The sequence below is a fragment of the Salipiger marinus genome (assembly GCF_035481585.1).
GTDB lineage: Bacteria > Pseudomonadota > Alphaproteobacteria > Rhodobacterales > Rhodobacteraceae > Salipiger > Salipiger marinus.
In genome coordinates this window covers 45,345-71,172 of record NZ_JAYKSL010000018.1, presented here as the reverse complement: position 1 = coordinate 71,172, position 25,828 = coordinate 45,345, and the positions used below count along the sequence as shown (strand labels likewise).

Genomic DNA, 25,828 nt, shown 5'->3' with positions numbered 1-25,828 from the left:
GGGGACGCGGGCGCACTGTGTCCTTGCTGCCCGCTGTTTCTGGCGGGGCGGGGCAGGGCGGAGAGGGGGGTGCGACGCTCACCGCGCTTTCACCGTCAAGTCACATGGGCTTGACAGGCTGAAACCATTTCTTCCGTGGTGCCGCCGCGCACCTATGTTAGGTTTGTTCATGAGGAGGCGGGGCAGGTGTGCCGTTGCGCGACCTGCTGCCCAACAGAAGGAGTCCCCGGTGAAACAAACCTCACTTGCAGCAACGTTCCAAAGCGCGCGTCCGCTGCGGCTGTTCTGGCTCGCGACGCTGTCCATGGTCCTGATCCTGTCGCAAAGCCTGATGGCCGCCGCCCGGGGCGCGCCCGAAAGCTTTGCCGATCTGGCCGAACGCATCAGCCCCTCGGTGGTCAACATCACCACCTCCACCATGGTGGCAGGCCGCACCGGACCGCAGGGCATCGTTCCCGAAGGCTCGCCCTTCGAGGATTTTTTCCGTGAATTTCAGGACCGCAACGGTCAGAATGGCGACAGGCCGCGCCGGTCCTCGGCGCTGGGCTCGGGCTTCGTGATTTCCGAAGACGGCTTCATCGTCACCAACAACCACGTCATCGAGGGTGCCGACGAGATCACCATCGAATTTTTCTCGGGGCGCGAACTGGTGGCCACGCTGGTGGGCACCGACCCCAATACCGACATCGCGCTGCTGAAGGTCGAGGCCGAGGAGCCGCTGCCCTTCGTCAGGTTCGGCGATTCCGACACTGCCCGCGTGGGCGACTGGGTCATGGCCATGGGCAACCCGCTGGGACAGGGCTTTTCGGTCTCGGCAGGCATCGTGTCGGCGCGCAACCGGGCGCTGTCGGGCACCTATGACGATTACATCCAGACCGACGCCGCCATCAACCGCGGCAATTCCGGCGGCCCGCTGTTCAACATGACCGGCGACGTGATCGGGGTGAACACCGCGATCCTGTCGCCCAATGGCGGCTCCATCGGCATCGGCTTTTCCATGGCCTCCAACGTGGTGACCAAGGTTGTCGACCAGCTCAAGGAATTCGGCGAGACCCGCCGCGGCTGGCTGGGCGTGCGCATTCAGGATCTGACCCCCGACATGGCCGAGGCGCTGGGTCTGGCGGATGCCACCGGCGCCATGGTGTCGGACGTGCCGGAAGGTCCGGCGATGGATGCGGGCCTGCAGGCGGGGGATGTCATCACGTCGTTCGACGGCAAGGAGATCGAGGACACCCGGCAGCTGGTCCGGCTGGTCGGCAATACCGAGGTCGGCAAGGCGGTGCGGGTGATCGTCAACCGCAACGGCACCACCGAGACGCTGCTGGTCACGCTGGGCCGCCGCGAGGACAGCGAAGAGACCTTCCCGGCCTCGCAGCAGCAGGATCTGCCTGAAGAGCCGTCGAGCATGGATCTGATGGGCCTGACCCTGTCGCCGCTGACCGCAGATCTGCGGCAGGAACTGGCGCTGGAGGACAGCGCTCGCGGGCTGGCGGTGACGGCGGTGGACGAAGCCTCCGAAGCCTTCGAGAAGGGCCTGCGTCCGGGCGATGTCATCACCGAAGCCGGGCAGGCGCAGGTGCTGAGCCTGAGCGATCTGGAGGACAAGATCGCCGAGGCGCAGGAGGCGGGCCGCAAGTCGATCCTGCTTCTGGTGCGCCGCGGCGGCGATCCGCGCTTTGTCGCGCTGTCGCTGGAGGCCACCGAATAAACGGCGGTCTGACCGGATCATCTGGAAAGGGCGGGGAGACATCCCCGCCCTTTTGCATTGTGGCCCGGTTGCAGCGGGGGTTTCACACCCCCGCACCCCCGTGGAGTTTAGGGGCAAGATGAAGGGCCTTGCCGGGGGCTGCGGGGCGTGCGGGCGCGTTGGCGCTTTGGTGTGCGACCGGGTGCCGGGGCGGGGTCTGGGGCCGTGATTGCGGCCCGCGGCGGGGGTTGCGAATTTCTGACTGCCTGCAAGCTGGGCGGCGGCGGGCGAACTGCTTAATCTTGCGGCATGGAATGCCATTTTGCGGGGCCGCGCATGCTGTGCTCTGCCCTGTGCCGCGCGGCGCGCGGCATCCTTGGCGAAGCGGACGGGGTGCCATGAATGCAGCCCGCCGAACCAGGAACAGGGACAATTCGGAGGTATGAGATGCTTCGTCTGAAAGCAGGGATCGCGGCGCTGGCGCTGGCGGCCAGTCTGGCCGGGGCGGCGATGGCCGAGGGCACGCTGCGCATCGGCATGACGGCGGCGGATATTCCGCTGACCACCGGCCAGACCGATCAGGGCGGCGAGGGCATGCGGTTCATGGGCTATACGGTCTATGATTCGCTGATCGAATGGGATCTGACCAGCGCCGACAAGCCGTCGATGCTGATCCCCGGGCTGGCCACCGACTGGTCGGTGGATCCGGAGGACCAGACGAAATGGACCTTCACGCTGCGCGAGGGGGTGACGTTTCACGACGGTTCGCCCTTCAACGCCGAGAATGTGGTGTGGAACCTCGACAAGCTGCTGGTGGAAGGGTCGGAGCAGTACGATCCCCGGCAGGCGGCGCAGGGCAAGTCGCGCATTCCCGCCATCGCGTCCTACAGCGTGGTGGATGATCTGACCGTGGAGATCGTGACCAAGGAACCCGATGCCACGCTGCCCTATCAGCTGGCATGGATCCTGATGTCCTCCAAGGCCAACTGGGAGGCGCTGGGCAAGGACTGGGAGCAGGTGGCGATGGCGCCTTCGGGCACCGGGCCGTGGAAGCTGGAGACCTTCGTGCCGCGCGAGCGCGCCGAGATGGTGCCTTTTGCCGATTACTGGGATGAAAGCCGCATTCCGCAGCTCGACAAGCTGGTGCTGATCCCGCTGCCGGAACCGAACGCCCGCGCGGCGGCGCTGATGTCGGGGCAGGTGGACTGGATCGAGGCGCCCGCGCCCGACACCATCCCGGCGATGGAGGGCAACGGCTTTGTCATCTCCTCCAACGCCTATCCGCATAACTGGACATGGCATCTGAGCCGGGTCGAAGGCTCGCCATGGAATGACATCCGGGTGCGCAAGGCCGCGAACCTTGCCATCGACCGTGAAGGCATGGCGCCGCTGCTGGGCGGGCTGATGGTCCCGGCCAAGGGCTTCCTGCCGCCGAGTTCGCAGTGGTTCGGCGAGCCCGAGTTCGACATCAGCTATGATCTGGAGGCCGCGAAGGCGCTGATGACCGAGGCCGGGTTTGGTCCGGAAAACCACCTGCAGGTGAAGGCGCTGATCTCGCCCTCGGGGTCGGGGCAGATGCTGCCGCTGCCGATGAACGAGTTTCTTCAGCAGAGCCTTGCCGAGATCTGGATCGACGTGGAGTTCATGGTCGTCGAGTGGAACCAGATGATCAACCTGTGGCGGGCGGGGGCGGCGGATGCTTCTGTCGAAGGCGCCATGTCCATCAACTTTACCTATTTCATTCAGGATCCGTTCACCGGGCTGATCCGGCATCTGGACTGCAACCTGATCGCGCCCAACGGCACCAACTGGGGCCATTACTGCGACCCCGAGATGCAGGATCTGTTCGCCCGCATCAAGACCACCTTCGATCCCGCCGAACAGGATGCGGTGATGCGCGAGACGCATGAGAAATATGTCGATGACGCGCTGTTCCTGATGGTCACCCATGACGTGGCGCCGCGCGCGCTGTCGCCGAAGGTGAAGGGATTTGTGCAGGCGCAGAACTGGTATCAGAACTTCTCGTCCATCACCATGGAGTGACCCCCACCGGGGTCGCCGCCCCTGCCGCGTTCCAGCGCGGCGGGGGCCTCAGCCAGGAGCCAGCCCGTGCTCAGCTATTTTCTCCGCCGTCTGATCCTTGTCCTGCCCGTGGCCTTCGGCGTGTCGGTCATCTGTTTCCTGCTGGTGCAGATCGCGCCCGGCGATCCGCTGACCGCGATCATGCCGGTGGATGCCACCGCCGAGGAGCAGGCGGCGATGCGTGCCGCCTATGGCTTGGACAAGCCCCTGCCGGTGCAATACGCGATCTGGATCGGCAATCTTGCGCAGGGCGACATGGGCCGGTCCATCGCCACCGGACGCCCCGTCGCGCAGGAGGTGTTCGGCGCGGTGCAGAATTCGCTGCTGCTGGCGGTGAGCGCGGCGGTGATCGCCTTTCCGCTGGGGATCTTTCTGGGGTTTCTGGCGGGTTATTTCCGCGACACGGCCCTGGACAAGGTGGTGACCGCGCTGTCGATCACCGGGGTGTCGGTGCCGAATTACTGGCTGGGCATCGTGCTGGTCATCATCTTTTCGGTCAATCTGGGCTGGCTGCCGTCGATGGGGGCGGGGCCGGGCGGATCGCAGGACTGGGCCTGGGACTGGCTGCACATGCGCCATCTGGTGCTGCCCGCCGTGACGCTGGCGGTGGTGCCCATCGGCATCGTGGCGCGCACGGTGCGGGCGCTGGCGGGGGACATCCTGACCATGGATTTTGTCACGGCGCTTTACGCCAAGGGCATGAGCCGCGCCGACGTGCTGCGCCATGTCGCCCGCAACGCCGCCGCCACCGCGCTGTCGGTGATGGGGCTGCAGCTGGGCTATCTGCTGGGCGGGTCGATCCTGATCGAGACGGTGTTCAACTGGCCGGGGTCGGGGTTTCTGCTGTCCAACGCCATCTTCCAGCGTGACCTGCCGCTGCTGCAGGGCACCATCCTTGTGCTGGCGCTGTTCTTTGTCGCCATGAACCTGATCGTCGATGTGGCGCAGGCCGCCATCGACCCCCGCATCAAGAGGAGCTGAGCCATGGCCTTGGCGGAAAGCGGACCCCTTGCCGGGGCCGGGGCGCAGAAGCCGCAGGGCTACTGGGCGGGTGTGGGGGCGCGGCTGCTGCGCGACCCGGTGGCGATGATCTGCGCGGTGGTGCTGCTGGCGCTGATCCTGTCGGCAGTGTTTGCGCCATGGCTGGGGCTGGCCGATCCCTACAAGGGCTCGATGATCGCCCGGCTGAAGCCGCTGGGCACCGACGGTTATCCGCTGGGCACCGACGAGCAGGGGCGCGACATGCTGGCCCGGCTGATCTATGGCGGGCGGCTGACGCTGTTCATCGGGCTGATCCCGGTGGTGCTGGCGTTCTTCATCGGATCCGCGCTGGGCATCGTGGCGGGGTATGTGGGCGGCATGGTCAATACCGTCATCATGCGGGTGGTGGACGTGTTCTTCGCCTTCCCCTCGGTGCTGCTGGCCATCGCCATTTCCGGCGCGCTGGGCGCGGGGATCGTCAACAGCCTTGTGTCGCTGACCATCGTGTTCATCCCGCCCATCACCCGCGTCGCCGAGGCGGTGACTTCGGGCGTGCGCGGCCTTGACTACATCGACGCGGCGCGCGCCACCGGTGCCAGCGCATGGACGGTGATCCGGGTGCATGTGATCGGCAACGTGCTGTCGCCGATCTTTGTCTATGCCACCTCGCTGACCAGCGTCTGCATGATCCTTGCCGCCGGGCTGTCCTTTCTGGGCATCGGGGTGCGCCCGCCAGAGCCGGAATGGGGGCTGATGCTGAACACGCTGCGCTCGGCCATCTATGTGAACCCGTGGCTGGCGGCGCTGCCGGGGGTGATGATCTTTCTGACCTCGCTGTGCCTGAACCTGCTCAGCGACGGATTGAGGAGTGCGATGAATGTCCGCGACTGAGAGCTTTGCCCAGACCCCCGACAAGGGCGGCCCCGCGCAGCCGCTGGTCATCGTGCGCGACCTGCAGAAACATTTCCCGATCCGGGGCGGCATCCTTGGCCGCACCACCGCCCATGTGCAGGCGGTGGACGGCGTGTCCTTCAGCGTCCGCAAGGGCGAGACGCTGGGCATCGTCGGCGAATCCGGCTGCGGCAAATCCACCACCGCGCGGCTGCTGATCGGCCTGATCGAAAAGGACAGGGGCGAGATCATCTTTGACGGGCAGGCGCTGGGTGAAAGCCTGAGCCTGCGCGACCTGCGCCGCGACGTGCAGATGGTGTTTCAGGACAGCTATGCCTCGCTGAACCCGCGGCTGACCATTCTGGATTCCGTGGCCTTCGGCGCGCGGGTGCAGGGGCTGGACGAGCCGGAGGACCGCGCCCGCAGCCTGATGGCACGGGTGGGGCTTGATCCTGACCGCTTCGCGCACCGCTACCCGCACGAGCTGTCGGGCGGCCAGCGCCAGCGCGTCAACATCGCGCGGGCGCTCGCCATGTCGCCCCGGCTGGTGGTGCTGGACGAGGCGGTGTCGGCGCTCGACAAATCGGTGGAGGCGCAGGTGCTGAACCTGCTCACCGATCTGCGCCGCGAATACGGGCTGACCTATATCTTCATCAGCCATGACCTGAACGTGGTGCGCTATATCTCGGACCGTATTCTGGTCATGTATCTGGGCGAGGTGGTGGAGGTGGCGCCGGTGGACAGCATCTGGCAGCAGCAGGCGCATCCCTATACCCGGTCGCTGTTTTCGGCGATGCCGTCCATGGATCCGGACAACCGCACCAAGGTGCCGCCACTGGCGGGCGATCCGCCGAACCCGATCAACCCGCCCTCGGGCTGCCGCTTTCACACCCGCTGCCGCTATGCCGAAGCGGTGTGCAAATCCGCAGCACCCCGGCTCGGGGCCCTGCCGGGGGCGCCCGACCATCTGACCGCCTGCCATCTGCATGATGCCGCCTCCGGCCATTCAAGGGCTGGCATGGGGATCCCGGCATGACCCGGCTGCTGGACATCCGCAACCTGACGCTGCGCTTTACCGGCAAGCGGACGGTGCATGCGCTCAACAACGTGTCGCTGGCGATGGAACAGGGCGAAACGCTGGCCCTGCTCGGCGAAAGCGGCTCCGGCAAGTCGGTGACGCTGAAGGCGCTTCTGGGGCTGCTGCCGCCCAAGCGCACGCAGATCGAAGGCCAGATGACGGTGAACGGCATCGACGTGCTGTCGCTGTCGGGCCGCGCGCTGCAGAAATACCGGGGCGGCGAGGTGTCCATGGTGTTTCAGGAACCGGCGCTGGCGCTGGATCCGGTCTATACCATCGGCCATCAGATCGCGGAATCGGTGATGCGCCACAAGGGTGTGAGCCGGGCCGAGGCCATGTCCACCGCGCTTGATATGCTGGACCGGGTTCGCATTCCTTCGGCGAACCGGCGGCTGCACAATTACCCGCATGAACTGTCGGGGGGGATGCGGCAGCGGGTGATGATCGCGCTGGCGCTGGCCTGCCGTCCGCGCCTGCTGCTGGCGGATGAACCCACCACCGCGCTGGATGCCACGGTGCAGATCCAGATCCTGCTGCTGCTGCGCGAATTGCAGAAGGAATTCGGCATGGGCGTGATCTTTGTCACCCATGACATTGGCGTGGCGGTGGAAATCTCGGAACGGGTGGCGGTGATGTATGCTGGCCAGATCGTCGAGGAGGGCACCACGCGCGAGATCATCAAGGAGGCCCGCCATCCCTATACCCAAGGCCTGCTGGCGGCCAACCTGCATGACGTGGCGCGGGGCGCCCGGCTTAACGCCATTCCTGGCGCGCCGCCCTCGCTGGAGGTGAAGCCCGATGCCTGCTCCTTTGCGCCGCGCTGTCCGCTGGCCCATGCCGACTGCCTGAAGGGGCTGCCGCCGATGGTGCATCCGGCGCCGCGCCGCCGGGTCGCCTGTGTCTGCGCCGAACGGATGGCTGCGGAATGAGCGCGGACCGCTGGCACTGCCTGATGCCCTATCCGCCCGCGCCGGTGCCCCATGCCGCCAGCGGGCCGCTGTCCGGCCTGCGGCTGGCGGTGAAGGATATCTTCGACGTTGCGGGCTACCCCACCGGCTGCGGCTGTCCGCTGAAGCTGGCGCAGAGCGGGATCAAGCCCCGCACCGCCTCTGCCGCGCTGGCGCTGCTGGAGGCGGGCGCGGATTTTGTGGGCAAGACCCATACCGACGAGCTGGCGTGGTCCATGTATGGCATGAACGCGCATTTCGGCACGCCGGTGAACCCCGCAGCCCCCGACCGCATCCCGGGCGGGTCCTCCTCCGGCTCTGCCGTGGCGGTGGCGGCGGGGCTTGCGGACATCGCCATCGGTTCGGATACCGGCGGATCGGTGCGCGCGCCCGCCAGCTTCTGCGGCATCTGGGGGATCCGGCCCAGCCATGGCGCGCTGCCGCTCGATCACACGATGGAGCTTGCCGCCAGCTATGACACCTGCGGGATCTTCGCGCGGGACGGGGCGACGCTGCTGCGCGCGCTGCAGGTGCTGCTGCCTGATCCGGGCGTCGCGCTGGATGCGCCCGACCTGCTGCGCCCCGCCGACATGTGGGATCAGCTTGCACCCGCGCCGCGCGCAGTGCTGGAGCGCGCCTTTGCCGGGCAGAGCGCGCGCGAGCTGAGCATCTTTCCCCAAGGGGTGGAGGCCGCCTATGCGACCTTCCTGACCACGGTCAATGCCGATGCCCGCGACAGCGTGCTGCCCTTCATCCGCGACACCGCCATGCCGCTGGTGCGTCGCATCGACGGGCGTGTCGCCGCCGCCGAGGCGCTGACCGAGCCAGAGATCGCGCAGGCCCGCGCTGACCGCGCCGTGTTTGCTGCGGAACTGGACGCGCGGCTGGGGCCGCAGGGCGTGCTGCTGGCGCCGGTGGTGCATGACGCGCCCTTCAGGCTCGACGCGCCGCTCGCGGTGTTCGACAGCTACCGCCATCACGCCATGCGGCTTTTATGCGTGGCAGGGCTTGCGGGGCTGCCGCAGGTGGTGTTTCCGGCAGGGCAGGTGGAGGGCGCGCCCTATGGCGCAGCCTTGATCGGCCCGCGCGGATCCGATCTGGCGCTGGTGGCGCTTGCCTGCGAGATGACGAAAGGACAGACCCATGGATCCCATTGAACAGCGTCTGGCAGAGCTTGGCCTGTCGCTGCCCCCCTCCGCGCCGTCCCGCGCGCTGTTCCTGCCCGGCAAGATCAGCGGCAACCTGCTGTTCCTCTCCGGCCAGATCTGCGAATGGGAAGGGGTTCCGCAATATTTCGGCCCGGTGGCCGAGGGGTTCGACATGGACACGGGGCAGGCGGCGGCGCGGATGTGCGCGTTGAACCTGCTTTATTCCATCAAGACCGTGGCGGGGTCGCTGTCGCGGGTCAGCAGCGTGATCCGGCTGGGGGGCTTTGTCGCGGCGCCGCAGGGGTATGGCGAAGGGCCGTTCATCGTCAACGGTGCCTCGCAGCTGTTCATCGATCTTTACGGCGAGGCGGGGCGGCACGCGCGCACGGCGGTCAATGTCGCCTCGCTGCCTGCCAATGCGCTGGTGGAAATCGACGCGGTGGTGGAGCTTGGCTAGGCCCGTCCTGCTGATGAACCCCAACAGCAGCGAAGCCACCACGCGGGCCATGGTGGCCATCGCCGCCCGGGTCTTGCCCCGGGTCGAAGGCTGGACCGCGCCCGCCGGACCGCCGCTGCTGACCGATCCGGCGGTGCTGGCGCAGGCGGGCGATCTGGTGGCGGCGGCGGAGGTGCCAGAGGGCATCGCGGCGGTGATCGTGTCGGCCTTTGGCGATCCCGGTCAGGCGGCGCTGGCGGCGCGGCTTGCCGTGCCGGTGGTGGGCATTGGCGGCGCTGCGGCGCGGGCGGCGGCGCGGGGCGGCAGGCGCTTTGCGGTGGTCACCCACACACCCGCTTTGGTTGAGTCCATCGATGCGCTGATGCGGCAGGCCGCCCCCGGGGAGGGCTGGCTGGGCACCTTTCTGGCCGAGGGCGATCCCGCCGGTCTGGGGGCTGATCCGCCGCGGCTGGATGCCGCGTTGCTGGCCGCGATCCACCATGCGACAGCCGCCGGGGCAGAGGTGGTCATCATCGGCGGCGGCCCCTTGGGAGAGGCGGCAGAGCGACTCAGGGACCTGTCGCCATGCCCGCTGGTTTCGCCCATTTATGAGGCAGCGCAGGAAGTGCTAGCAAAACTTTGCCGGTAGAGCGGTCAACAGGCGAAAAACCGCCAAAAATATGCACAAAAAAACAGCACATTTTCGGGCGTTCGGCGAAGTTTTGCTACAGTGCAGCGAAACCTCGCTTTACAGGGAACCCCCTTTGATTACGGGGTGTTGTGTTTCCCGATGCGGAAACCACATTCCGCTCCAGCCTTGTTCACGGAGCAAACTTTTGCGGAATCACCCGACCCTGACCCCTGCCATGCCCGGAAACTCCCTTCAGGCGCGGCCCAGCCGTCGCCGTTTCCTGACCAGCCTTGCCGGATCGGTCGCGGTGCCCGCTCTTCTTGGGGCCTCGCCGCTGATCGCGCAGGACGCTGCCGCCCCGACGCCGCCGCCCGAAGACGCGGGCAGCCCGTTTTCCTTTGACCTGCTGTCGGAGGGGATGGCGCGCGCCGCCATGAGCCCGCCGCGCAACCCTGAGGTGATCGAGGGGTTTCTGGCCGATCTGGATTACGACGGCTACCAGCGCATCCGCTTTGATCCCGAACGTGCCCGCTGGCGCGAGCCGGATGTGGGATTCCGGCTGAGCGCCTTTCATCTGGGCTGGCTTTTTGAAACTCCGGTGCATCTCTTCGAGGTGGTGGACGGCCAGTCCCGCCCGATGACCTTCGGCACGCAGGATTTCGACTATTCCAGCCTTGAGAGCGTGGAGATTCCCGCCGTCACCCCCATGCCGGGCGTGGCCGGGTTCCGGCTGAACACGCCGCTGAACCGCGCCGACATCTTTGACGAACTGGTGGCCTTTCTGGGCGCCAGCTATTTCCGGGCGCTGGGGCGCGGCACGCTCTACGGGCTCAGCGCGCGCGGGCTTGCGGTGAACACCGGCCTTGCCGCCGGAGAGGAATTCCCGCGCTTCAGCGATTTCTGGCTGGAACGCCCGCAGCCCGGCGCCGAGACGCTGACGCTTTATGCGGCGCTGGAAAGCCAGTCGGTGACCGGCGCGTACCGGTTCATCATCCGTCCCGGCACAGACACGCAGATCGACGTGACCGCCCGGCTGTACCTGCGCAACGACATCGAACAGCTTGGCATCGCGCCGCTGACCTCCATGTTCCTCTATGGCGGTGCCGATGCCGGGGAGTTCGACGATTTCCGCCCGGCGGTGCATGACAGCGAGGCGCTGGTGTTGACGACGCGGGCGGGCGCCACCATCTATCGTCCTCTGAACAACCCGCCGCGGCTTGCCAGCAGCTATTTCGGGGCGATGAGCCCGAAAAGCTTTGGTCTGGTGCAGCGCACCCGCGATTTCAGTGAATACCTTGATGCAGAGGCGCATTACGAAAAGCGCCCGACACTGATGGTGGAACCGCTGGGCGACTGGGGCGAGGGCACGGTGCGGCTGGTGGAGATTCCGTCCAAGCTTGAAGCCAATGACAACATCGTCGCCTACTGGATCCCCGATGTGGACACCACGGCAGGCGCGGCGCTGGAATTCTCGTACCGGCTGAGCTGGGGTCTGGCGCCCGAGGGCGACGGATCGGTCGACCGGGCGCGCGTGGTGCGCACCCGCGTCGGCAAGGGCGGCGTTTCGGGGATGGAGCAGGACACCGATCGGCGGAAATTCGTCATCGATTTTGAAGGCGGCCTTCTGGGGGAACTTCCCGGGGACGCCGAAGTTGAGGTGCAGACAACTGCCGCGCGCGGCGAGATCGCCGAAGCCGTGGTAAGCCGCATTTCAGGGACCAACACCTGGCGGCTGGTGCTGGAAGTAGAAGCCCCCGGCGGAACAGCCGCGGAACTTTCGGCGGAATTGATCGGCTACGGCCATACACTGACAGAAACCTGGACCTATCAATGGGTGAAGGAATGAGTGCTGAACTGAAGAACATGAGCGATCTGAGCCAAGCCGCGCTGGTGGAACAGCCGCACTGGGCTCCGCCGGAGGCGCCGCTCGAGATGCCGGAGCAGGTGGTTGAGACCGAGGTCCAGCCCGCCGTCTGGCTGCATGACTGGGTGCAGCGCGTGCTGCTGCCCCGTCAGCGGATCTGAGGAGCGCGCCAATGCCCGTGCTGCCGCGGCCCAGTCGCTCCACTATAGCCATCAGGGCCACGGCGGTGATCTTTTCGCTGCTGGCAGCCGGGACAGCCACGGTGCTGCTGCTTGAAGTTGCGCTGCAGGACGGGTCCGACCTGTGGGATTACGTCCGCGCGGTGCTGATCCTTGTCACCACCGCATGGCTCGCCTGGGGGGCGGGGCTGGCGCTGAGCGGGCTTGCCCCGCAGCGGCGCACCTCCGTGCCCGAAATGCAGGAGCCCCAGCCGCCCACCGTGGTGCTGGTGCCGATCTGCAACGAGGATCCGGTGACCACCTTCGCCCGCATTGCCGCGATGGACCGTTCCATCCGGCAGGCGGGGGTTGCGGCGCATGTGGCGATCCTGTCCGACACCCGCGATCCGCAGGCCGCCGATCTGGAGCGGCGCACCTTCGTGCGCCTGCTGCAGGAGACCGAAGGCGAGGGCCGCATCTTCTACCGCCGCCGGACCGACAACCGGGGCCGCAAGGCTGGCAACGTGGAGGATTTTTTCCGCAAGTCGGGCTCTGCCTACGAGCTTGCGGTGATCCTTGACGCCGACAGCCTGATGGAAGGATCCGCGATCCGCGCCATGATCGCGCGGATGCAAGCGGATTCCGGTCTGGGGCTGCTGCAGACCCTGCCGCGCGTGATCGGCGGGCGGTCGTTCTTTGCCCGCGCGATGCAGTTCGCGGCGGCCTTTCACGGGCCGGTCTTCACCCGGGGACTGGCGCGGATGCAGGGCGCGGCGGGGCCGTTCTGGGGCCATAACGCCATCGTGCGGGTCCGTGCCTTTGCCGCAAGCTGCGCGCTGCCGGAACTGCAGGGCAAGCCGCCCTTTGGCGGGCATATCCTCAGCCATGACTATGTGGAGGCGGCGCTGCTGGCCCGCGCGGGCTGGAAGGTGGAGGTCGATTCCACCATCAACGGCTCGTTCGAGGAGGGGCCGGAAAACCTGCTGTCCTTCGCCAAGCGCGACCGCCGCTGGTGTCAGGGCAACCTGCAGCACATGCGCCTGCTGACCGCCCCCGGCCTTGCGCCGTGGAGCCGGTTCGTCTTTGTGCAGGGCATCTTTGCCTATCTGGTGTCGCTGCTCTGGGCGGGGTTCCTTGTGGCCTCGCTGATCGCGGCGATCACGGCCCCCGTGCCGGATTACTTCCCCGATCCGCATCAGCTTTTCCCGGTTTTCCCCTCGGACCGCACCAAGGAGATGATCGCGCTGATGCTGGGCATCTTCGGCCTGCTCATCATGCCGAAATTCGCCATCCTGCTGGAATCGGTGCTGGCGCGCCGCGATGCGGGCTTTGGCGGCTGGGGCCGCGCCGCGCTGTCGGTGCTGGCCGAGATCCTGCTCACCTCGCTGATCGCGCCGCTGATGCTCATGTATCAGACCCGCGCCGTGCTGCAGGTGCTGTCGGGGCGCGATGGCGGCTGGCCCGCCAGCCAGCGGGCCGAAGGCTGGCTGAGCCTGCGGCAGGGCGTGCGGGCGGGGCTGTGGATCATGGTGACCGGCGCGCTGGCGCTTGGCGCCACCGCGCAGCTGTCGCCGGGGCTGGCGCCTTGGCTGCTGCCCGTCAGCCTGCCGATGATCCTTGCGCCCGCGCTGATCGCATGGACCTCGCGTCCGCTGACCCACAAGCTGTTCATCACCCCCGACGAGCTTGATCCCTCGCCGGTGGTGCGCGACTACCGCGCCACGGTGGCCCGCTGGACCGACGGTCCCGCCGCTGCCGCCGTGCCGCAGGGCGCACCCCTGCCGGGCGGAGGGACAAGCCATGCCGCCGCCTGACACCAAAGCGACACCGGCCCAGCAGGGCGACGCCAAGAAACTGGTGACGTTTCCGGGCGTGCCAGAGGGCACGGTCCGTCGCCCCCGCGACCCGCGCATCGACGCCTTTCGCGGCCTCGCGCTGGTGATGATCTTCGTCAATCACGTGCCGGGCAACCCTTATGAGGCGTTGACCATCCGGAACTTCACGTTTTCGGACGCGGCTGAGACTTTTTTCATCATGTCGGGCATCGCGGCGGGTCTGGCCTATGCCGGGCGCTTCCTGCCGGAGGCGCGGGCGCGCACCGGGCTCTGGCATGGCGTGGCTCCGATGTGGGGGCGCAGCTGGACGCTGTATCTGGCGCATCTGTTCCTGACCGCTTGGGCCATGGCGATCTATGCCGCCGCCTCGGGCATGTTCGGGATGCCGGAGCTTCTGGCGCAGATCAACCTGCGCCCGGTCTTCGCCACCACCGAAGAGGCGCTGTTCGGCGTCGCCGCGATGACCCACCAGCTGGGCTATGTGAACATCCTGCCCGCCTATACCGTGCTGCTCTTCGCCGGTCCGGTGCTGGTGCTGCTCGGGCTGTGGCGGCTGGGGGCGCTGCTGGCGCTGTCCGGGCTTTTGTGGTTCGCCGCCGGGCTGTGGCGGCTGAACCTGCCGAATTTCCCCAATGAAGGCGGCTGGTTCTTCAACCCGCTGTCATGGCAGCTGCTGTTCGTGGTGGGCCTCGCCATCGGTCTGCGCCTGCGCGACGGGCAGCGGCTTGTGCCCCGCTCGAAGCCGCTTTTCGCGCTGGCGGCCGGGTTCTGCCTGCTGGTGCTGGTGTGGAAACACGTCCCCGCCGTGGCGGAGGTGCTGAACCACCAGATGTCGCGTCTGGCCGATCTGGGCGCGCCGTTCCATCTGGTCAGCCATGACAAGACCTATGTCGCGGTGCCGCGCCTGCTGAACGTGCTGGCGCTGGCCTATGTGCTGTCCTGCCTGCCGATGGTCACCGCCGCCTCGGCGCATCGCTGGGCCGCGCCGCTGCGGCTGCTGGGGCGGCAGGGGCTGATCGTGTTCTGCACCGGCACGCTGCTGTCGCTGGTGCTTCAGGTCATCATCGCCGGGGCGGGCGAACCGCGCTGGATGGCATGGATCCTGCCGCCGGTCGGCGTGGCGATCATGCTGGGCATCGCGTGGCTGGCCATGCCGCGCAAGCCCATTGCCCCGCGTCAGGGCAGCGCACAGGCGCAGGGCGGCGTGGTGGCGCGCCCCGCAGGGGCCCGCGCCAGCTAAGCGCGGCTCACGGAAACGTCAGACCGAAAAGGCCCCGCCGCAATGACTTTTGCGGCGGGGCCTTCATCTTGCGGCGTGTAACGCTTGGTCCTGCGACCCATGCCGGATGACAGACGCAAAGGAACCTTCATGCCGATCCGACCCGTTCTGCGGACAGTTGCCGTGTTTGCCGCGCTGAGCCTTGCCGCTCCGCTGACAGCCCAGGTGCCGCCTTCTGGCGCTGCCCAAGCCCGGGAGGTGGGGGTGGTCACGCTGGAACGGGCGCAGGTGCCCTATCAGGTCACGCTGCCGGGCCGCTCGGTCGCCTTTGACGAGGTGGCGGTGCGTCCGCGCGTGTCTGGCATGATCTCGGAAATTGCCTATGAACCGGGGCGGAACGTGGCGGCGGGGGATCTGCTGTTCCGCATCGAAGGCGACACCTATGCCGCCGATGTCGCCGCCGCCGAGGCCGATCTGGAAGGGGCGCGCGCCGCGCTGCAATCCGCCGAGGCGACGCTGGGCCGCTATCAGCGCCTGTCGGGCACCGGGGTCGCCGCCACCGAGGTGGAGACGGCGGAAGTGTCGGTGGCGCAGGCCCGCGCCACGGTCAGCGCGGCAGAGGCGGCGCTGGATCTGGCGCGGCTGGAACTGGACCGCACCACCATCACCAGCCCCATCGACGGCATCGTGGCGCTGCCCGAGGTGTCGGTGGGCGATCTGGTCACCGCCAACCAGACCGACGCGCTGACCACGGTCACGCGGATCGACCCGATCTATGTGGACGTGCAGGAATCCATCCGCCGCATTCAGGAGGTGCGCGCCCGGTTCGAGGCGGGCACGCTGATGCCCGGAGAGGTGCGCGACGTGACGCTGGAGCTGGAAACCGGCACCCGCTATGACGGGCAGGGCAGTTTCGTGTCGCCGCCGATCAACGTGTCCACCACCACGGGCACCTCTGCCATCCGCTTCAGCTTTCCCAATCCCGACCGCCGCATCCTGCCGGGGCAGTTCCTGCGGGTGCATATCTCCGTGGGCACGGCGCAGGCGATCCTTGTGCCGCAGGGCGCCACCTCGCGCGCAGGCGATGGCAGCCTGACCGCCTTTGTGGTGACGGAGGGCGTGGCCGAAGAACGGATGCTGACCGAAGAAGGCACCTTCGGCAATGACTGGGTGGTGACCGAAGGCGTGACCGAGGGCGAGACGCTGGTGGTCGACGGGCTGCGCAACCTGATGGCCGGGGCAGAGGTGCGCCCGGTTCCGGTCGCCATTTCCGAAGAGGGCGTGGCGGTCCGCGCCGATGGCCAGAGCGAAAGCTTCATATCCCCCGCCGCCGCCTCCGGCGACAGTCCTCCCGTCGCCTCCGGCGAGACATCCGGCGAGGCGTCCGGCGCAGGGGACGACGCCGCCTCCGGTGACGCGTCCGGCGACGAGGGCTGATCCATGGGACATTTCTTCATCGGGCGCCCGGTTTTCGCTTGGGTGCTGGCCCTGCTGACCATGCTGGGCGGCGCCTTTGCCGTGCTGACCCTGCCGGTCAGCCAGTATCCCGACATCGCGCCGACCTCGGTGCGCATCTCTGCCAGCTATCCCGGCGCCACCGCCGAAGCGGTGCAGAATTCCGTCACCCGCGAGGTCGAGGACGCGATGACCGGGCTGGAGGGGATGCTCTACATGACCTCCAGCTCGTCGCAGGGGTCATCCTCCATCGAGATCACCTTTGACGAAAGCGTGGATCCCATCGACGCGCAGAACGAGGTGCAGTCCAAGGTCAGTCAGGTCGAGGGCCGCCTGCCCACATCGGTGCAGAGCCAGGGCGTGCGGGTGTCGCGCTCCAGCTCGTCGATCCTGCTGGTGGGGGCGCTGGTGGACACGTCCGGCACCTACAGCACGCTGCAGCTTGGCGACATCATGTCCACCACGGTCGAAGGCCCGGTGGAACGCACCGATGGCGTGGGCGGCGTGCAGAGCTTCGGTTCGGGCTATGCCATGCGCATCTGGCTTGATCCGCTGTCGCTGGCGCGCTACCAGCTGACGCCCTCGGACGTGACCAGCGCCGTGCAGGAGCAGAATTCCACCGTGTCCGTGGGCTCGCTGGGCGAACAGCCCACGCTGACCGGGCAGCAGTTCACCGCCACCGTCACCGCGCAAAGCCAGCTGACCACGGTGGAGGAATTCCAGAGCATCCTGCTGCGCTCTTCCGAAGAGGGGGGCGTGGTCCGGCTGGGCGATGTCGCCCGGGTCGAGATCGGGCAGGAAAGTTATGGCGGCGGCTCGCGGTTCAACGGGCTCGCCTCTTCGGGCTTTGGCGTCAATCTTGAAACCGGGGCCAATGCGGTGGACACCGCCGCCGCCGTGCGCGCCACGCTGGACCGGCTTGCCCCCGCGCTGCCCGAAGGCGTGGAATTCCGCATCGCCTATGACACCTCGCCCTTTGTCGAGCTGTCCATCGAGCGGGTCTATCACACGCTGATCGAGGCGGTGGTGCTGGTGCTGGCGGTGCTGCTGATCTTCCTGCAAAGCTGGCGCGCCACGCTGATCCCGCTGATCGCGGTGCCGGTGGTGCTGCTGGGCACCTTCGGGGTGTTGCTGGTCACCGGCTTCACCATCAACACGCTGACCATGTTCGCCATGGTGCTGGCCATCGGTCTTTTGGTCGATGACGCCATCGTGGTGGTGGAAAACGTCGAACGGCTGATGGAGGAGCAGAAGCTGTCGGCCTTCGAGGCCACCAGACAGTCCATGGCGCAGATCACCACGGCGCTGATCGGCATCAACGTGGTGCTGGCGGCGGTCTTTCTGCCCATGGCGTTTTTTGGCGGCTCCACCGGGGTGATCTACCGGCAGTTTTCGGTGACCATGGTTGCGGCCATGGCGATTTCGCTGATCATGGCGATCATCCTTGCGCCGCCCATGTCGGCGCGGCTGCTGCGCCCCAGCCATGGGCCCGCGCGCTTTGCCCCGGCGCGCTGGTTCAACAGCGGGCTCGCGCGCCTGACGGCGGGCTATGGCCGCGTGGTGCGGGCCAGCCTGCGCGCGCCTGCCATGGTGCTGGTGGTGCTGGCGCTGGTGCTGGGCGGCGCATGGGCGGTCTATGACCGGATGACCTCCTCGTTCATTCCGACCGAGGATCAGGGCGTGCTGATGACCATCATCTCGCTGGACGAGGGTGCCACCACGCAGCAGACGCTGGCCACGGTGGAGCGGGTCGAGGAGTATCTGCTGACCGAAGAAAGCGAGGCTGTGGAAAGCACCTTCGCCTCGCTGGGGTTCGGCTTTGGCGGGTCGGGGCAGAATCAGGCCATGGTCTTCGTCAAGCTGCGCGATTTTGCCGAACGCGAAGGCAATCCTGACTTGGCCGCCGAGGCGGTGGCGGGCCGCGCCACCATGGCCTTTGCCGCCAACCGGTCGGGGCAGATCTTTGTCACCCAGCCGCCCGCGATCCGGGGCATCGGCAATACCGGCGGGTTTTCCTTCTATCTGGTCGATCAGGCGGGCAACGGCATCGCGGCGCTGCAGGCCGCCGCCGAGGAGCTGGAGGCACGCTCCGCCGACAGCAGTGCCGTCACCAACCTGCGCGTGTCGGGCACCGAGGAAGAAAGCGCGCTGCGCATCGAGGTGGACCGCGAAAAGGCGGAAAGCTTCGGCCTGACCCTGTCCAGCATCAACGCCATGCTGTCGGTCATCTTCGCGGGCAGCGAGGTGAACGATTTTGTGCTGGGGTCGGAACTGCGCCCGGTGATCGTGATGGCCGATGCCGCCTACCGGATGCAGCCCGACAACATCATGGACTGGTATGCCCGCAACGACGCCGGAGAGATGGTGCCGTTTTCCGCCTTCATGGACACCACATGGGAGCCGGTGGCGCCGCGTCTGCAACGCTATGCCGCCACCGCCGCGATCGAGGTGTCGGGGTCGGCGGGCGAGGGCGTCAGTTCCGGCGCGGCCATGGCCGAAATGCAGGATCTGGTCGCGGAACTGGAGGGCGGCTACGGGCTGGCATGGACGGGCCTGTCCTATCAGGAGCAGCAGTCGGGCTCGCAGGCGCCTTATCTTTACGCCATCTCGGCGCTGGTGGTGTTCCTTGCACTCGCGGCCCTTTACGAAAGCTGGTCGATCCCCTTTGCGGTCATGCTGTCAGTGCCGGTGGGCGTGCTGGGGGCGCTGGTGGCGGCGTGGCTCTTCGGGCAGTCCAATGACGTCTATTTCAAGGTGGGGATGCTGACGACTATCGGGCTTGCCGCGCGCAATGCCATCCTCATCGTGGAATTCGCCGAAGATCTGCGCAAGCAGGGCCGCAGCATCGCCGAGGCGGCGGTGGAGGCGGCACAGCTGCGGCTGCGGCCCATCCTGATGACCGCGCTGACCTTCATTCTGGGGGTGGTGCCGCTGGCCATCGCCACCGGGGCGGGGGCCAAGGCGCAGAACGCCATCGGCATCGGGGTGATCGGCGGCATGATCGCCTCCACCGTGATCGGGATCTTCCTCGTGCCGGGCTTTTATGTGCTGGTCATGCGGCTGGTGCGGCGGGTCACGGGCCGCACCGCCTGAGGCGAGGCCGCCTTAGATGATCTTGCGAAGGAGGCGCAGCAGCGTCTCCTTCTCCTTGTCGCGCAGCGGCGCCAGCGTTTCGGCGGTGACAAGGATCGCCGCCTCCACCGCCTCGTCGACCAGCGCCACGCCCGAAGGTGTCAGCGACACCAGATGCCGCCGCCGGTCGTCGGGATCGCGCGCGGTGCGCAGCAGGCCGCGCGCGATCAGCCGGTCCACCACGCCCTTGGTGGTGGCGCCGTCCATCGCCACCGACCGCCCCAGCGCGTTCTGCGACATGGGGCCATCTTCGGCGAGCCGGTACATCACCGAAAACTGCGTGGTGGTCAGCTTGCCGGGCACCTTTTCGGCAAAGATCACCGAATTGCGCTGATAGGCGCGGCGCAGCAGGAAACCGATCTGGTCATCCAGCGTATAGCCGTGTTCGGCACTGGTTCGGGCGGGGCGGGGCATGTCCAAGCGGCGTCTCCTTCTTGGCTTTGCCCTAGCGGCGTCGCGCCGCAAGGGCAATCCGGCCCCGCCACAGAGCGGCGTCAGGTCACACGGACAGATAGGCGTCGCGGATCTCGGGCTGCTGTTCCAGTTCGGCAAACGTGCCGTCGAATTTCTTCTGTCCACCTTCGATGATGATCGCCCTATCGGCCACGGCGCGGGCAAAATGCAGGTTCTGTTCGGAAATCATCACCGTCAGCCCTTCGGCCTTTAGCTGCAGGATGGTGCGCGCCATCTGTTCGACGATGACCGGCGCGATGCCTTCGGAGGGCTCGTCCAAAAGCAGCAGCGCGGGATTGCCCATGAGCGTGCGCGCGATGGTCAGCATCTGCTGTTCGCCCCCCGACATGTGCTTGCCACGGTTGCCGCGCCGTTCCGACAGGTTGGGGAAGATCTGGAACAGCTGCTCCACGCTCCAGTGCGGGGCATCCTTGCGCGCGGGCTGGCGGCCCACTTCGAGGTTTTCCAGAACCGTCAGGTCGGTGAAGATGCGCCGGTCCTCGGGCACATAGCCAAGCCCGGCCTTGGCCACGCGGAAGGCCGGGTCGCCCACCAGATTGCGGCCCTGAAACATCACCGCGCCGTCGCGCGGGCGCACCAGCTGCATCACCGATTTCATCGTGGTGGACTTGCCCGCGCCGTTGCGGCCCAGCAGGGCCACCACCTCGCCGCGCCGCACCTCGAAACTCAGATCGTCAAGGATATGGGCCTTGCCGTAATAGCTGTTGATCCGCTCGACGCTAAGCATGCGCCTCCTCCTTGAACAGGGTGCCGCCGCCCAGATAGACCTCTTGCACCTTGGGGTTGTTGCGCACCTCGGCGGCAGAGCCGTCGGCGATCAGCGCGCCACGGTTCAGCACCATGATGTGATGGGCATGGGCAAAGACCACGTCCATGTCATGTTCGGTGAACAGCACCGACACGCCCTGATCGCGCACGATGTCGGCGGTCAGCTGCATCAGCGCGATGCGTGCCTGCGGCGCCATGCCAGCGGTGGGTTCGTCCATCAGCAGGAGCCGGGGCCGGTGGCAGAGCGCGATCGCCAGTTCCAGCCGCTTCAGATCGCCATAGGCCAGCACCGAACAGGGCCGGTCGGCCTGATCCTGCAGGTCGACGGTGCGCAGGAAGTCCATCGCCTCGTCCCGATAGAGCCGCCACGCCCGCGCCCCGAAGGAGAACAGCCGCCGGTGATGGCTGATCAGCGCCATCTGCACGTTCTCGATCACCGTCATCGACTGATAGGTGCCGGTGATCTGGAAGGTGCGGCCCACGCCGCGCCGCCAGATCTCGCGCGGCTTCTGCCCGGTGATGCGCGATCCGTCCAGAAACACCTCTCCGGCGGTGGGTCTGAGCTGGCCCATCAGCATGTTGAAGCAGGTGGATTTGCCCGCGCCATTGGGGCCGATCAGCGCTTTCAGCTCGCCCTGTTTCACCGAGAACGACACGCCATTGACCGCGATGAAGCCGTCATAGCTTTTCTTCAGGTTTTCGACCCGGAGGATTTCCGTCATTTGCTCACCTCGGACTTGCTGCCGGTGACACGCGCCCACAGGCTGCGCAGGCTGCCCACGATACCTTCGGGCATCAGGATCACCACGGCGATGATGACCAGACCCAGCACCAGCCGCCAGTATTCCAGCCGGGTCAGCCAGTGTTCGACCGAACTGAGGAAGGTGGCGCCGACCACGCCGCCCGCCAGCGTCTTGACCCCGCCAAGGAAGACGACGATCAGCGCGTCGAAGCTTTTGGCGATCTCAAGCTCGGTGGGAAAGACCGAGCCCTTGGCGAAGACGAAGATGCCGCCCGCCAGACCTGCCATAACCCCCGCGATGGCAAAGGCCACCAGCTGCACGCGCTTGACGTCGATGCCCATGGCCTCGGCCTGACGCGGGCTGTCGCGGCCCGCGCGCAGCGCATAGCCGAAGGGCGCGTGGATGATGTGGCGCAGCACGAGGATGCCCCCCACCGCAAGGATCAGCGTGAAGTAGTAATAGGTGACCGGCCCGTTCAGCCATGGCGCGGGCCAGATGTTGATGAGCCCGTCATCGCCGCGCGTCAGCCCGCGCCACTGGAAGGCCACCGACCAGACCAGCTGCGAAAAGGCCAGCGTCAGCATGGCGAAATAGACGCCCGAAAGCCGGATGCAGAACCAGCCGATCCCCAGCGCCAGCAGCCCCGCCGCCAGCGGCGCGAAGAGAAACGCCAGCTCCATCGGGGTGTCGGTGTGAAAGACCAGAAGCGCCGCCGCATAGGCGCCACCGCCAAAAAACGCGGCATGGCCAAAGCTCACCAGCCCGCCCGAGCCAAGGATGAAATGCAGCGAGGCGGCAAACAGCGCGAAGATCAGGATGTCGATGGTCAGGATCAGCAGGAACTGGTCCGCGACGAAGGGCAGCGCGGCCAGCACCAGCAGCAGCGCCGTCACCACCATGCGGCCCCGGGTGCCATAGGGGCGGATGGGGGTTTCGGGGGCACCGACCTGCCCGTGTTCGCCCGCCACCTCCTCGCGGCCCAGCAGGCCATAGGGACGGATGATCAGCACGATGGCCATGACCACGAACATCAGCACCAGCGTCGACTGCGGCAGGTAGGTGACGCCGAAGACGTTGAGCACGGAAATCAGCACCGCCGCGATGAAGGCGCCGGGCAGGCTGCCCATGCCGCCGATCACCACCACCACGAAGACCGCGCCGATGATGTTGAAATCCATCAGCAGATCGGCCCCGCCCTTGGGCAGCTGCAGCGCGCCGCCCCATGCCGCCAGCGCCGAGCCAAGCGCGAACACCCCGGTAAAGAGCCATGCCTGATTGACGCCAAGCGCGCCCACCATCTCGCGGTCCTGCGTTGCGGCGCGCACCAGCACGCCCAGCCTTGTGCGGGTGATGAGATACCACAGCGCAAACAGGATGAACGGCGTCATGGCGATAAGGATGATGTCATATTTCGGCACCGGCTCGCCGAAGATGCGCCAGACGCCGCGCAGGCCGGGGGCGCGCGGCCCCAGCCGGTCCTCCGCGCCCCAGATCATCAGCGCCAGATCCTGAATGACGAGGATCACGCCGAAGGTGGCGACAAGCTGGAACAGTTCCGGCGCGCGGTAGATAGGGCGCAGCACCACCATTTCGACCACGGCGGCGATCAGCCCGACCACCAGCCCGGTCAGCACGATGGCGCCCCAGAATCCCACCGCGCCGGGCAGGATCTCCATCAGGGTGACCCCGACAAAGGCGCCCAGCATGTAGAAGGAGCCATGGGCAAAATTGACGATCCGGGTGACGCCGAAGATCAGCGACAGCCCGGAGGCGACAAGGAAAAGGGCGGCGGCATTGGCGAGCCCTGTCAGGAACTGGGCGAAGAAGAAGGCCATGGAAGGGTCAAATCCGTCTCATTCCGTCCCCGGACCGGGGCGCGGTCGCCCGATGGCAGCGCCACCGGGCCTGCTGCGGCGTCAGCCCCTGCGCTGTGGCAGGGGCCACGGGGTCACTCGGCGGGGCGCATCGCGGACACGTCCTCGTCCGAGGGCGTGTAGGCGGCGGGATCCTTGTATTCCCAGTTCACCATCACACCCTTGCCGTCTTCCACCGCGGTGGTGCCGACCCATGCCCCCAGCGAGGACTGGTTGTCGATCTCGCGGTAATGCAGCGTGCCGATGGGGGTGTTTTCCACGTCGAGCCCTTCAAAGGCCATGCGCAGCGATTCCGTATCGGTGGCGCCGGCCTTTTCGATGGCGGCGGCGATGGACTGCGCCGTCATGTAGCCCACGACCGAGCCGATCTTGGGGGTCTCGCCGGTTTCCTCGACATAGGCATCGACGAAGATCTTGCCGGGGGTGCCGTCCTCGAACCCGTACCACGGGAAGCCGGTGACGAACCAGCCTTCGGGGGCCTCGTCGCCGAGCGGTTCCAGATATTCGGGCTCGCCGGTCAGCAGGCCGTAAACGTCGCGCCCGTCGAACAGGCCACGGTCGCCGCCTTCGCGCACGAATTTGGCAAGGTCGGTGCCGAAGGTCACGTTGAAGATGGCGTCGGGCTTGGCACGTTCCAGCGCCTGAACCTCGGCGCCCGCGTCGATGTTGAAAAGCGCGGGCCACTGTTCGGCCACGAACTCCACCTCGGGCTTCAGCATCTTGAGATTGGCCTTGAACGCCTCCACCGCTTCGGTGCCATAGGCGTAGTTGGGCGCGATGGTGGCGTATTTCACCGCATCGGTGGTCGCGGCCTGTTCAGCCAGCATCGCCGCCTGAATCCATGTCGAGGCGCGCAGGCGGAAGGTGTAGGGGTTGCCCGATTTCCACACCAGCGTGTCGGCCAGCGGTTCGGAGGCGAGGTAGAGGTATTTCTTCTCTGCCGCGAAGGAGGACAGCGCGAGGCCCACATGCGACAGGATCGAGCCGGTGAACATCACCGTGCCGTCGCGGGTCATCAGTTCCTCGGCGATCTTGATCGCCTCGGCGGGGTCGCCCTGATCGTCGCGGAAGATGAATTCCAGCGGCTTGCCCAGCACGCCGCCATCCTCGTTGATCTCTTTCAGCGCCAGTTCGATGCCCTTCTTGTAGGGCTCGGCAAAGGCCGCCATGCGTTTGTAATGGTTGATTTCGCCAACCTTGATGCTGTCCTGCGCAAAGGCTGCGGCAGGGGTCAGCGCCAGGGCTGCGGCACTGGCCAGAAGGGTGCGTCGAAGCAGGGTCATTGCGGGGGTCTCTCCTGTTGATGGGCCGCCGGTCGGGCGGCTGCGGGTCCGGTCTTGCGCCGGTTCAGTCGTGATAGACGAAGGCAGGCGAGGGGTCTGAGGCCAGATCCTCGGTGCGTTCCAGTTCCAGAAGGTCGTTGATCCGCTTGCGATACACAAGCGGCCCCTTGTCGATGGCGATGCGGATGGGCCGCCGCTTCGCGGGGCGCAGTTCTTCCTGCTGCACGGCTTCGAGGATCTCCTGATCCTCGGCAAAGGCCTTGCGGAACATCGCATCCATGCGGTCGGCGGCTTCGGGATCGTCCTGCGCGGTGTTGCGCAGGTGCATCCAGCGGTCGATCGTATGGGTTTCGGTGACGGGGGTCATGAAATGCAGCGCAAAGATGCGCACGCCCTGATCGCGGTCTTCCTCGGCACAGTGCTTTTCGGTGTCGATGGAGCCGAAATCGATCACCGCCGTGCAGGGGGTATACAGGTAATAGTAATGCCAGCGGTCGACATTGCCCGAAAACCCGCCGAAGGCCTTGAAGAAGCCCACGGGTTCGGCATCGCGGATCCAGCGCCATGCGACGATGGCCTCGCCTTCGGTGCGCACATGCACCGGCACGTTTTCCGAGGCGGAGCTGCCCAGCGTGGTCGGATGCACGAAGCTGACATGCGCGGGATCGACCAGATTTTCCGCCACGTTGAGGTAATTGGATTTCAGATGCAGCGCGTCGCCCTGATGCGCGGCCCAGTTGGGGTCTGAAAACTCCGGCATGTCAAAGACGGTTTCGGGATCGGCCTTGGCGGGATCGCCCATCCAGATCCAGACGATGTCGTGCTTTTCGACGATGGGATAGGCCTGCACATAGGCCGAGGCGGGCAGGTTGGTCTGGCCCGGCACCCGCACGCATTTTCCCGAACAGTCGAAGGTCAGCCCGTGATAGCCGCATTGCACCGTGTCGCCGATGCGCTTGCCCTTGGACAGCGGCAGCAGGCGGTGGGGGCAGCGATCCTCCAGCGCCACGACACTGCCATCGGATTTGCGGAACATCACCACATGCTCGTTCAGAAGCGTGACGCGGCGCAGCTCGGCGTCGATCTCGCGGGACCAGCCCGCCACATACCACGCATTTTTTACGAAACCCGTCATCCTCTTG

At 66.8% G+C, this 25,828-nt stretch carries 21 protein-coding genes; 15 read left to right on the top strand and 6 right to left on the bottom strand.

Features of this window, described 5'->3' with window-relative positions; all coding sequences use genetic code 11:
- Positions 1-304 precede the first annotated feature (304 nt).
- From VK682_RS20220 to VK682_RS20150, 15 genes are all read left to right on the top strand, one after another.
- Complete coding sequence (locus tag VK682_RS20220) at positions 305-1,708, top strand: DegQ family serine endoprotease (RefSeq protein WP_230797499.1); 1,404 nt, start codon at positions 305-307, stop codon at positions 1,706-1,708.
- Positions 1,709-2,134: 426 nt separating this feature from the next.
- Positions 2,135-3,730: an ABC transporter substrate-binding protein gene (locus tag VK682_RS20215; protein WP_324782462.1), complete on the top strand. Its 1,596-nt coding sequence runs from the start codon at positions 2,135-2,137 to the stop codon at positions 3,728-3,730.
- A gap of 66 nt (positions 3,731-3,796) precedes the next feature.
- Positions 3,797-4,750, top strand: coding sequence for an ABC transporter permease (locus VK682_RS20210; RefSeq protein WP_324782461.1), 954 nt, complete (start codon positions 3,797-3,799; stop codon positions 4,748-4,750).
- Between the two features lie 3 nt (positions 4,751-4,753).
- Positions 4,754-5,641: an ABC transporter permease gene (locus VK682_RS20205; RefSeq protein WP_324782460.1), complete on the top strand. Its 888-nt coding sequence runs from the start codon at positions 4,754-4,756 to the stop codon at positions 5,639-5,641.
- Positions 5,628-6,677 (top strand): ABC transporter ATP-binding protein, encoded by a 1,050-nt coding sequence (locus tag VK682_RS20200; protein WP_230797460.1) that lies wholly within the window; start codon positions 5,628-5,630, stop codon positions 6,675-6,677. Before VK682_RS20205 ends, VK682_RS20200 begins: the two co-directional genes overlap by 14 nt.
- The gene (locus VK682_RS20195) at positions 6,674-7,648 is read left to right on the top strand and encodes an ABC transporter ATP-binding protein (RefSeq protein WP_089844345.1); all 975 of its coding nucleotides are present in this window, start codon (positions 6,674-6,676) and stop codon (positions 7,646-7,648) included. The genes VK682_RS20200 and VK682_RS20195 overlap by 4 nt, the downstream gene beginning before the upstream one ends.
- Positions 7,645-8,823, top strand: coding sequence for an amidase (locus VK682_RS20190; RefSeq protein WP_324782459.1), 1,179 nt, complete (start codon positions 7,645-7,647; stop codon positions 8,821-8,823). Before VK682_RS20195 ends, VK682_RS20190 begins: the two co-directional genes overlap by 4 nt.
- Entirely contained in the window at positions 8,810-9,271 is a 462-nt protein-coding gene (locus tag VK682_RS20185) for a RidA family protein (RefSeq protein ID WP_324782458.1), read from the top strand. The genes VK682_RS20190 and VK682_RS20185 overlap by 14 nt, the downstream gene beginning before the upstream one ends.
- On the top strand, positions 9,264-9,899 hold the full coding sequence (locus VK682_RS20180) for an aspartate/glutamate racemase family protein (protein WP_324782457.1): 636 nt from the start codon (positions 9,264-9,266) through the stop codon (positions 9,897-9,899). Before VK682_RS20185 ends, VK682_RS20180 begins: the two co-directional genes overlap by 8 nt.
- Positions 9,900-10,116: 217 nt before the next feature.
- Positions 10,117-11,727 (top strand): OpgD/OpgG family glucan biosynthesis protein, encoded by a 1,611-nt coding sequence (locus VK682_RS20175; RefSeq protein ID WP_324782456.1) that lies wholly within the window; start codon positions 10,117-10,119, stop codon positions 11,725-11,727.
- A complete protein-coding gene (locus tag VK682_RS20170; RefSeq protein WP_230797455.1) occupies positions 11,724-11,906 on the top strand; it encodes a hypothetical protein in 183 nt (60 codons plus the stop codon). Before VK682_RS20175 ends, VK682_RS20170 begins: the two co-directional genes overlap by 4 nt.
- Before the next feature lie 11 nt (positions 11,907-11,917).
- Positions 11,918-13,717 carry a glucans biosynthesis glucosyltransferase MdoH gene (mdoH, locus tag VK682_RS20165; RefSeq protein WP_089844337.1) on the top strand — a complete coding sequence of 600 codons (1,800 nt, stop codon included), beginning with the start codon at positions 11,918-11,920 and terminating at the stop codon, positions 13,715-13,717.
- The gene (locus VK682_RS20160) at positions 13,704-14,978 is read left to right on the top strand and encodes an OpgC family protein (RefSeq protein WP_089844335.1); all 1,275 of its coding nucleotides are present in this window, start codon (positions 13,704-13,706) and stop codon (positions 14,976-14,978) included. Before mdoH ends, VK682_RS20160 begins: the two co-directional genes overlap by 14 nt.
- 129 nt (positions 14,979-15,107) lie before the next feature.
- Entirely contained in the window at positions 15,108-16,394 is a 1,287-nt protein-coding gene (locus VK682_RS20155) for an efflux RND transporter periplasmic adaptor subunit (protein WP_324782455.1), read from the top strand.
- Between the two features lie 3 nt (positions 16,395-16,397).
- The gene (locus VK682_RS20150) at positions 16,398-19,505 is read left to right on the top strand and encodes an efflux RND transporter permease subunit (protein ID WP_324782454.1); all 3,108 of its coding nucleotides are present in this window, start codon (positions 16,398-16,400) and stop codon (positions 19,503-19,505) included.
- Positions 19,506-19,517: 12 nt separating this feature from the next.
- On the opposite strand, the gene VK682_RS20145 is transcribed toward VK682_RS20150, so the two are convergent.
- From VK682_RS20145 to VK682_RS20120, 6 genes are all read right to left on the bottom strand, one after another.
- Positions 19,518-19,958 carry a MarR family winged helix-turn-helix transcriptional regulator gene (locus tag VK682_RS20145; protein WP_324782467.1) on the bottom strand — a complete coding sequence of 147 codons (441 nt, stop codon included), beginning with the start codon at positions 19,956-19,958 and terminating at the stop codon, positions 19,518-19,520.
- An 85-nt stretch (positions 19,959-20,043) separates the two neighbouring features.
- Positions 20,044-20,745: an ABC transporter ATP-binding protein gene (locus VK682_RS20140; RefSeq protein ID WP_230797452.1), complete on the bottom strand. Its 702-nt coding sequence runs from the start codon at positions 20,743-20,745 to the stop codon at positions 20,044-20,046.
- Positions 20,738-21,508, bottom strand: coding sequence for an ABC transporter ATP-binding protein (locus VK682_RS20135; protein ID WP_089844327.1), 771 nt, complete (start codon positions 21,506-21,508; stop codon positions 20,738-20,740). The genes VK682_RS20140 and VK682_RS20135 overlap by 8 nt, the downstream gene beginning before the upstream one ends.
- Positions 21,505-23,364: an ABC transporter permease gene (locus tag VK682_RS20130; protein WP_230797451.1), complete on the bottom strand. Its 1,860-nt coding sequence runs from the start codon at positions 23,362-23,364 to the stop codon at positions 21,505-21,507. Before VK682_RS20130 ends, VK682_RS20135 begins: the two co-directional genes overlap by 4 nt.
- 113 nt (positions 23,365-23,477) lie before the next feature.
- The gene (locus tag VK682_RS20125; RefSeq protein WP_230797450.1) at positions 23,478-24,686 is read right to left on the bottom strand and encodes an ABC transporter substrate-binding protein; all 1,209 of its coding nucleotides are present in this window, start codon (positions 24,684-24,686) and stop codon (positions 23,478-23,480) included.
- Between the two features lie 64 nt (positions 24,687-24,750).
- On the bottom strand, positions 24,751-25,821 hold the full coding sequence (locus tag VK682_RS20120; RefSeq protein ID WP_230797449.1) for an aromatic ring-hydroxylating dioxygenase subunit alpha: 1,071 nt from the start codon (positions 25,819-25,821) through the stop codon (positions 24,751-24,753).
- Between the last annotated feature and the right edge of the window lie 7 nt (positions 25,822-25,828).

Excerpts from the sequence above, each read along its gene's own strand:
- VK682_RS20200 (WP_230797460.1), top strand. The coding sequence starts at position 5,628 with ATGTCCGCGACTGAGAGCTTTGCCCAGACCCCCGACAAGGGCGGCCCC.
- VK682_RS20195 (WP_089844345.1), top strand. The coding sequence starts at position 6,674 with ATGACCCGGCTGCTGGACATCCGCAACCTGACGCTGCGCTTTACCGGC.
- VK682_RS20135 (WP_089844327.1), bottom strand. The coding sequence starts at position 21,508 with ATGACGGAAATCCTCCGGGTCGAAAACCTGAAGAAAAGCTATGACGGC.
- VK682_RS20125 (WP_230797450.1), bottom strand. The coding sequence starts at position 24,686 with ATGACCCTGCTTCGACGCACCCTTCTGGCCAGTGCCGCAGCCCTGGCG.
- VK682_RS20215 (WP_324782462.1), top strand. The coding sequence starts at position 2,135 with ATGCTTCGTCTGAAAGCAGGGATCGCGGCGCTGGCGCTGGCGGCCAGT.
- VK682_RS20205 (WP_324782460.1), top strand. The coding sequence starts at position 4,754 with ATGGCCTTGGCGGAAAGCGGACCCCTTGCCGGGGCCGGGGCGCAGAAG.
- mdoH (WP_089844337.1), top strand. The coding sequence starts at position 11,918 with ATGCCCGTGCTGCCGCGGCCCAGTCGCTCCACTATAGCCATCAGGGCC.
- VK682_RS20140 (WP_230797452.1), bottom strand. The coding sequence starts at position 20,745 with ATGCTTAGCGTCGAGCGGATCAACAGCTATTACGGCAAGGCCCATATC.
- VK682_RS20160 (WP_089844335.1), top strand. The coding sequence starts at position 13,704 with ATGCCGCCGCCTGACACCAAAGCGACACCGGCCCAGCAGGGCGACGCC.
- VK682_RS20130 (WP_230797451.1), bottom strand. The coding sequence starts at position 23,364 with ATGGCCTTCTTCTTCGCCCAGTTCCTGACAGGGCTCGCCAATGCCGCC.
- VK682_RS20185 (WP_324782458.1), top strand. The coding sequence starts at position 8,810 with ATGGATCCCATTGAACAGCGTCTGGCAGAGCTTGGCCTGTCGCTGCCC.
- VK682_RS20120 (WP_230797449.1), bottom strand. The coding sequence starts at position 25,821 with ATGACGGGTTTCGTAAAAAATGCGTGGTATGTGGCGGGCTGGTCCCGC.
- VK682_RS20170 (WP_230797455.1), top strand. The coding sequence starts at position 11,724 with ATGAGTGCTGAACTGAAGAACATGAGCGATCTGAGCCAAGCCGCGCTG.
- VK682_RS20190 (WP_324782459.1), top strand. The coding sequence starts at position 7,645 with ATGAGCGCGGACCGCTGGCACTGCCTGATGCCCTATCCGCCCGCGCCG.
- VK682_RS20150 (WP_324782454.1), top strand. The coding sequence starts at position 16,398 with ATGGGACATTTCTTCATCGGGCGCCCGGTTTTCGCTTGGGTGCTGGCC.
- VK682_RS20175 (WP_324782456.1), top strand. The coding sequence starts at position 10,117 with ATGCCCGGAAACTCCCTTCAGGCGCGGCCCAGCCGTCGCCGTTTCCTG.
- VK682_RS20220 (WP_230797499.1), top strand. The coding sequence starts at position 305 with ATGGTCCTGATCCTGTCGCAAAGCCTGATGGCCGCCGCCCGGGGCGCG.
- VK682_RS20145 (WP_324782467.1), bottom strand. The coding sequence starts at position 19,958 with ATGCCCCGCCCCGCCCGAACCAGTGCCGAACACGGCTATACGCTGGAT.
- VK682_RS20155 (WP_324782455.1), top strand. The coding sequence starts at position 15,108 with ATGCCGATCCGACCCGTTCTGCGGACAGTTGCCGTGTTTGCCGCGCTG.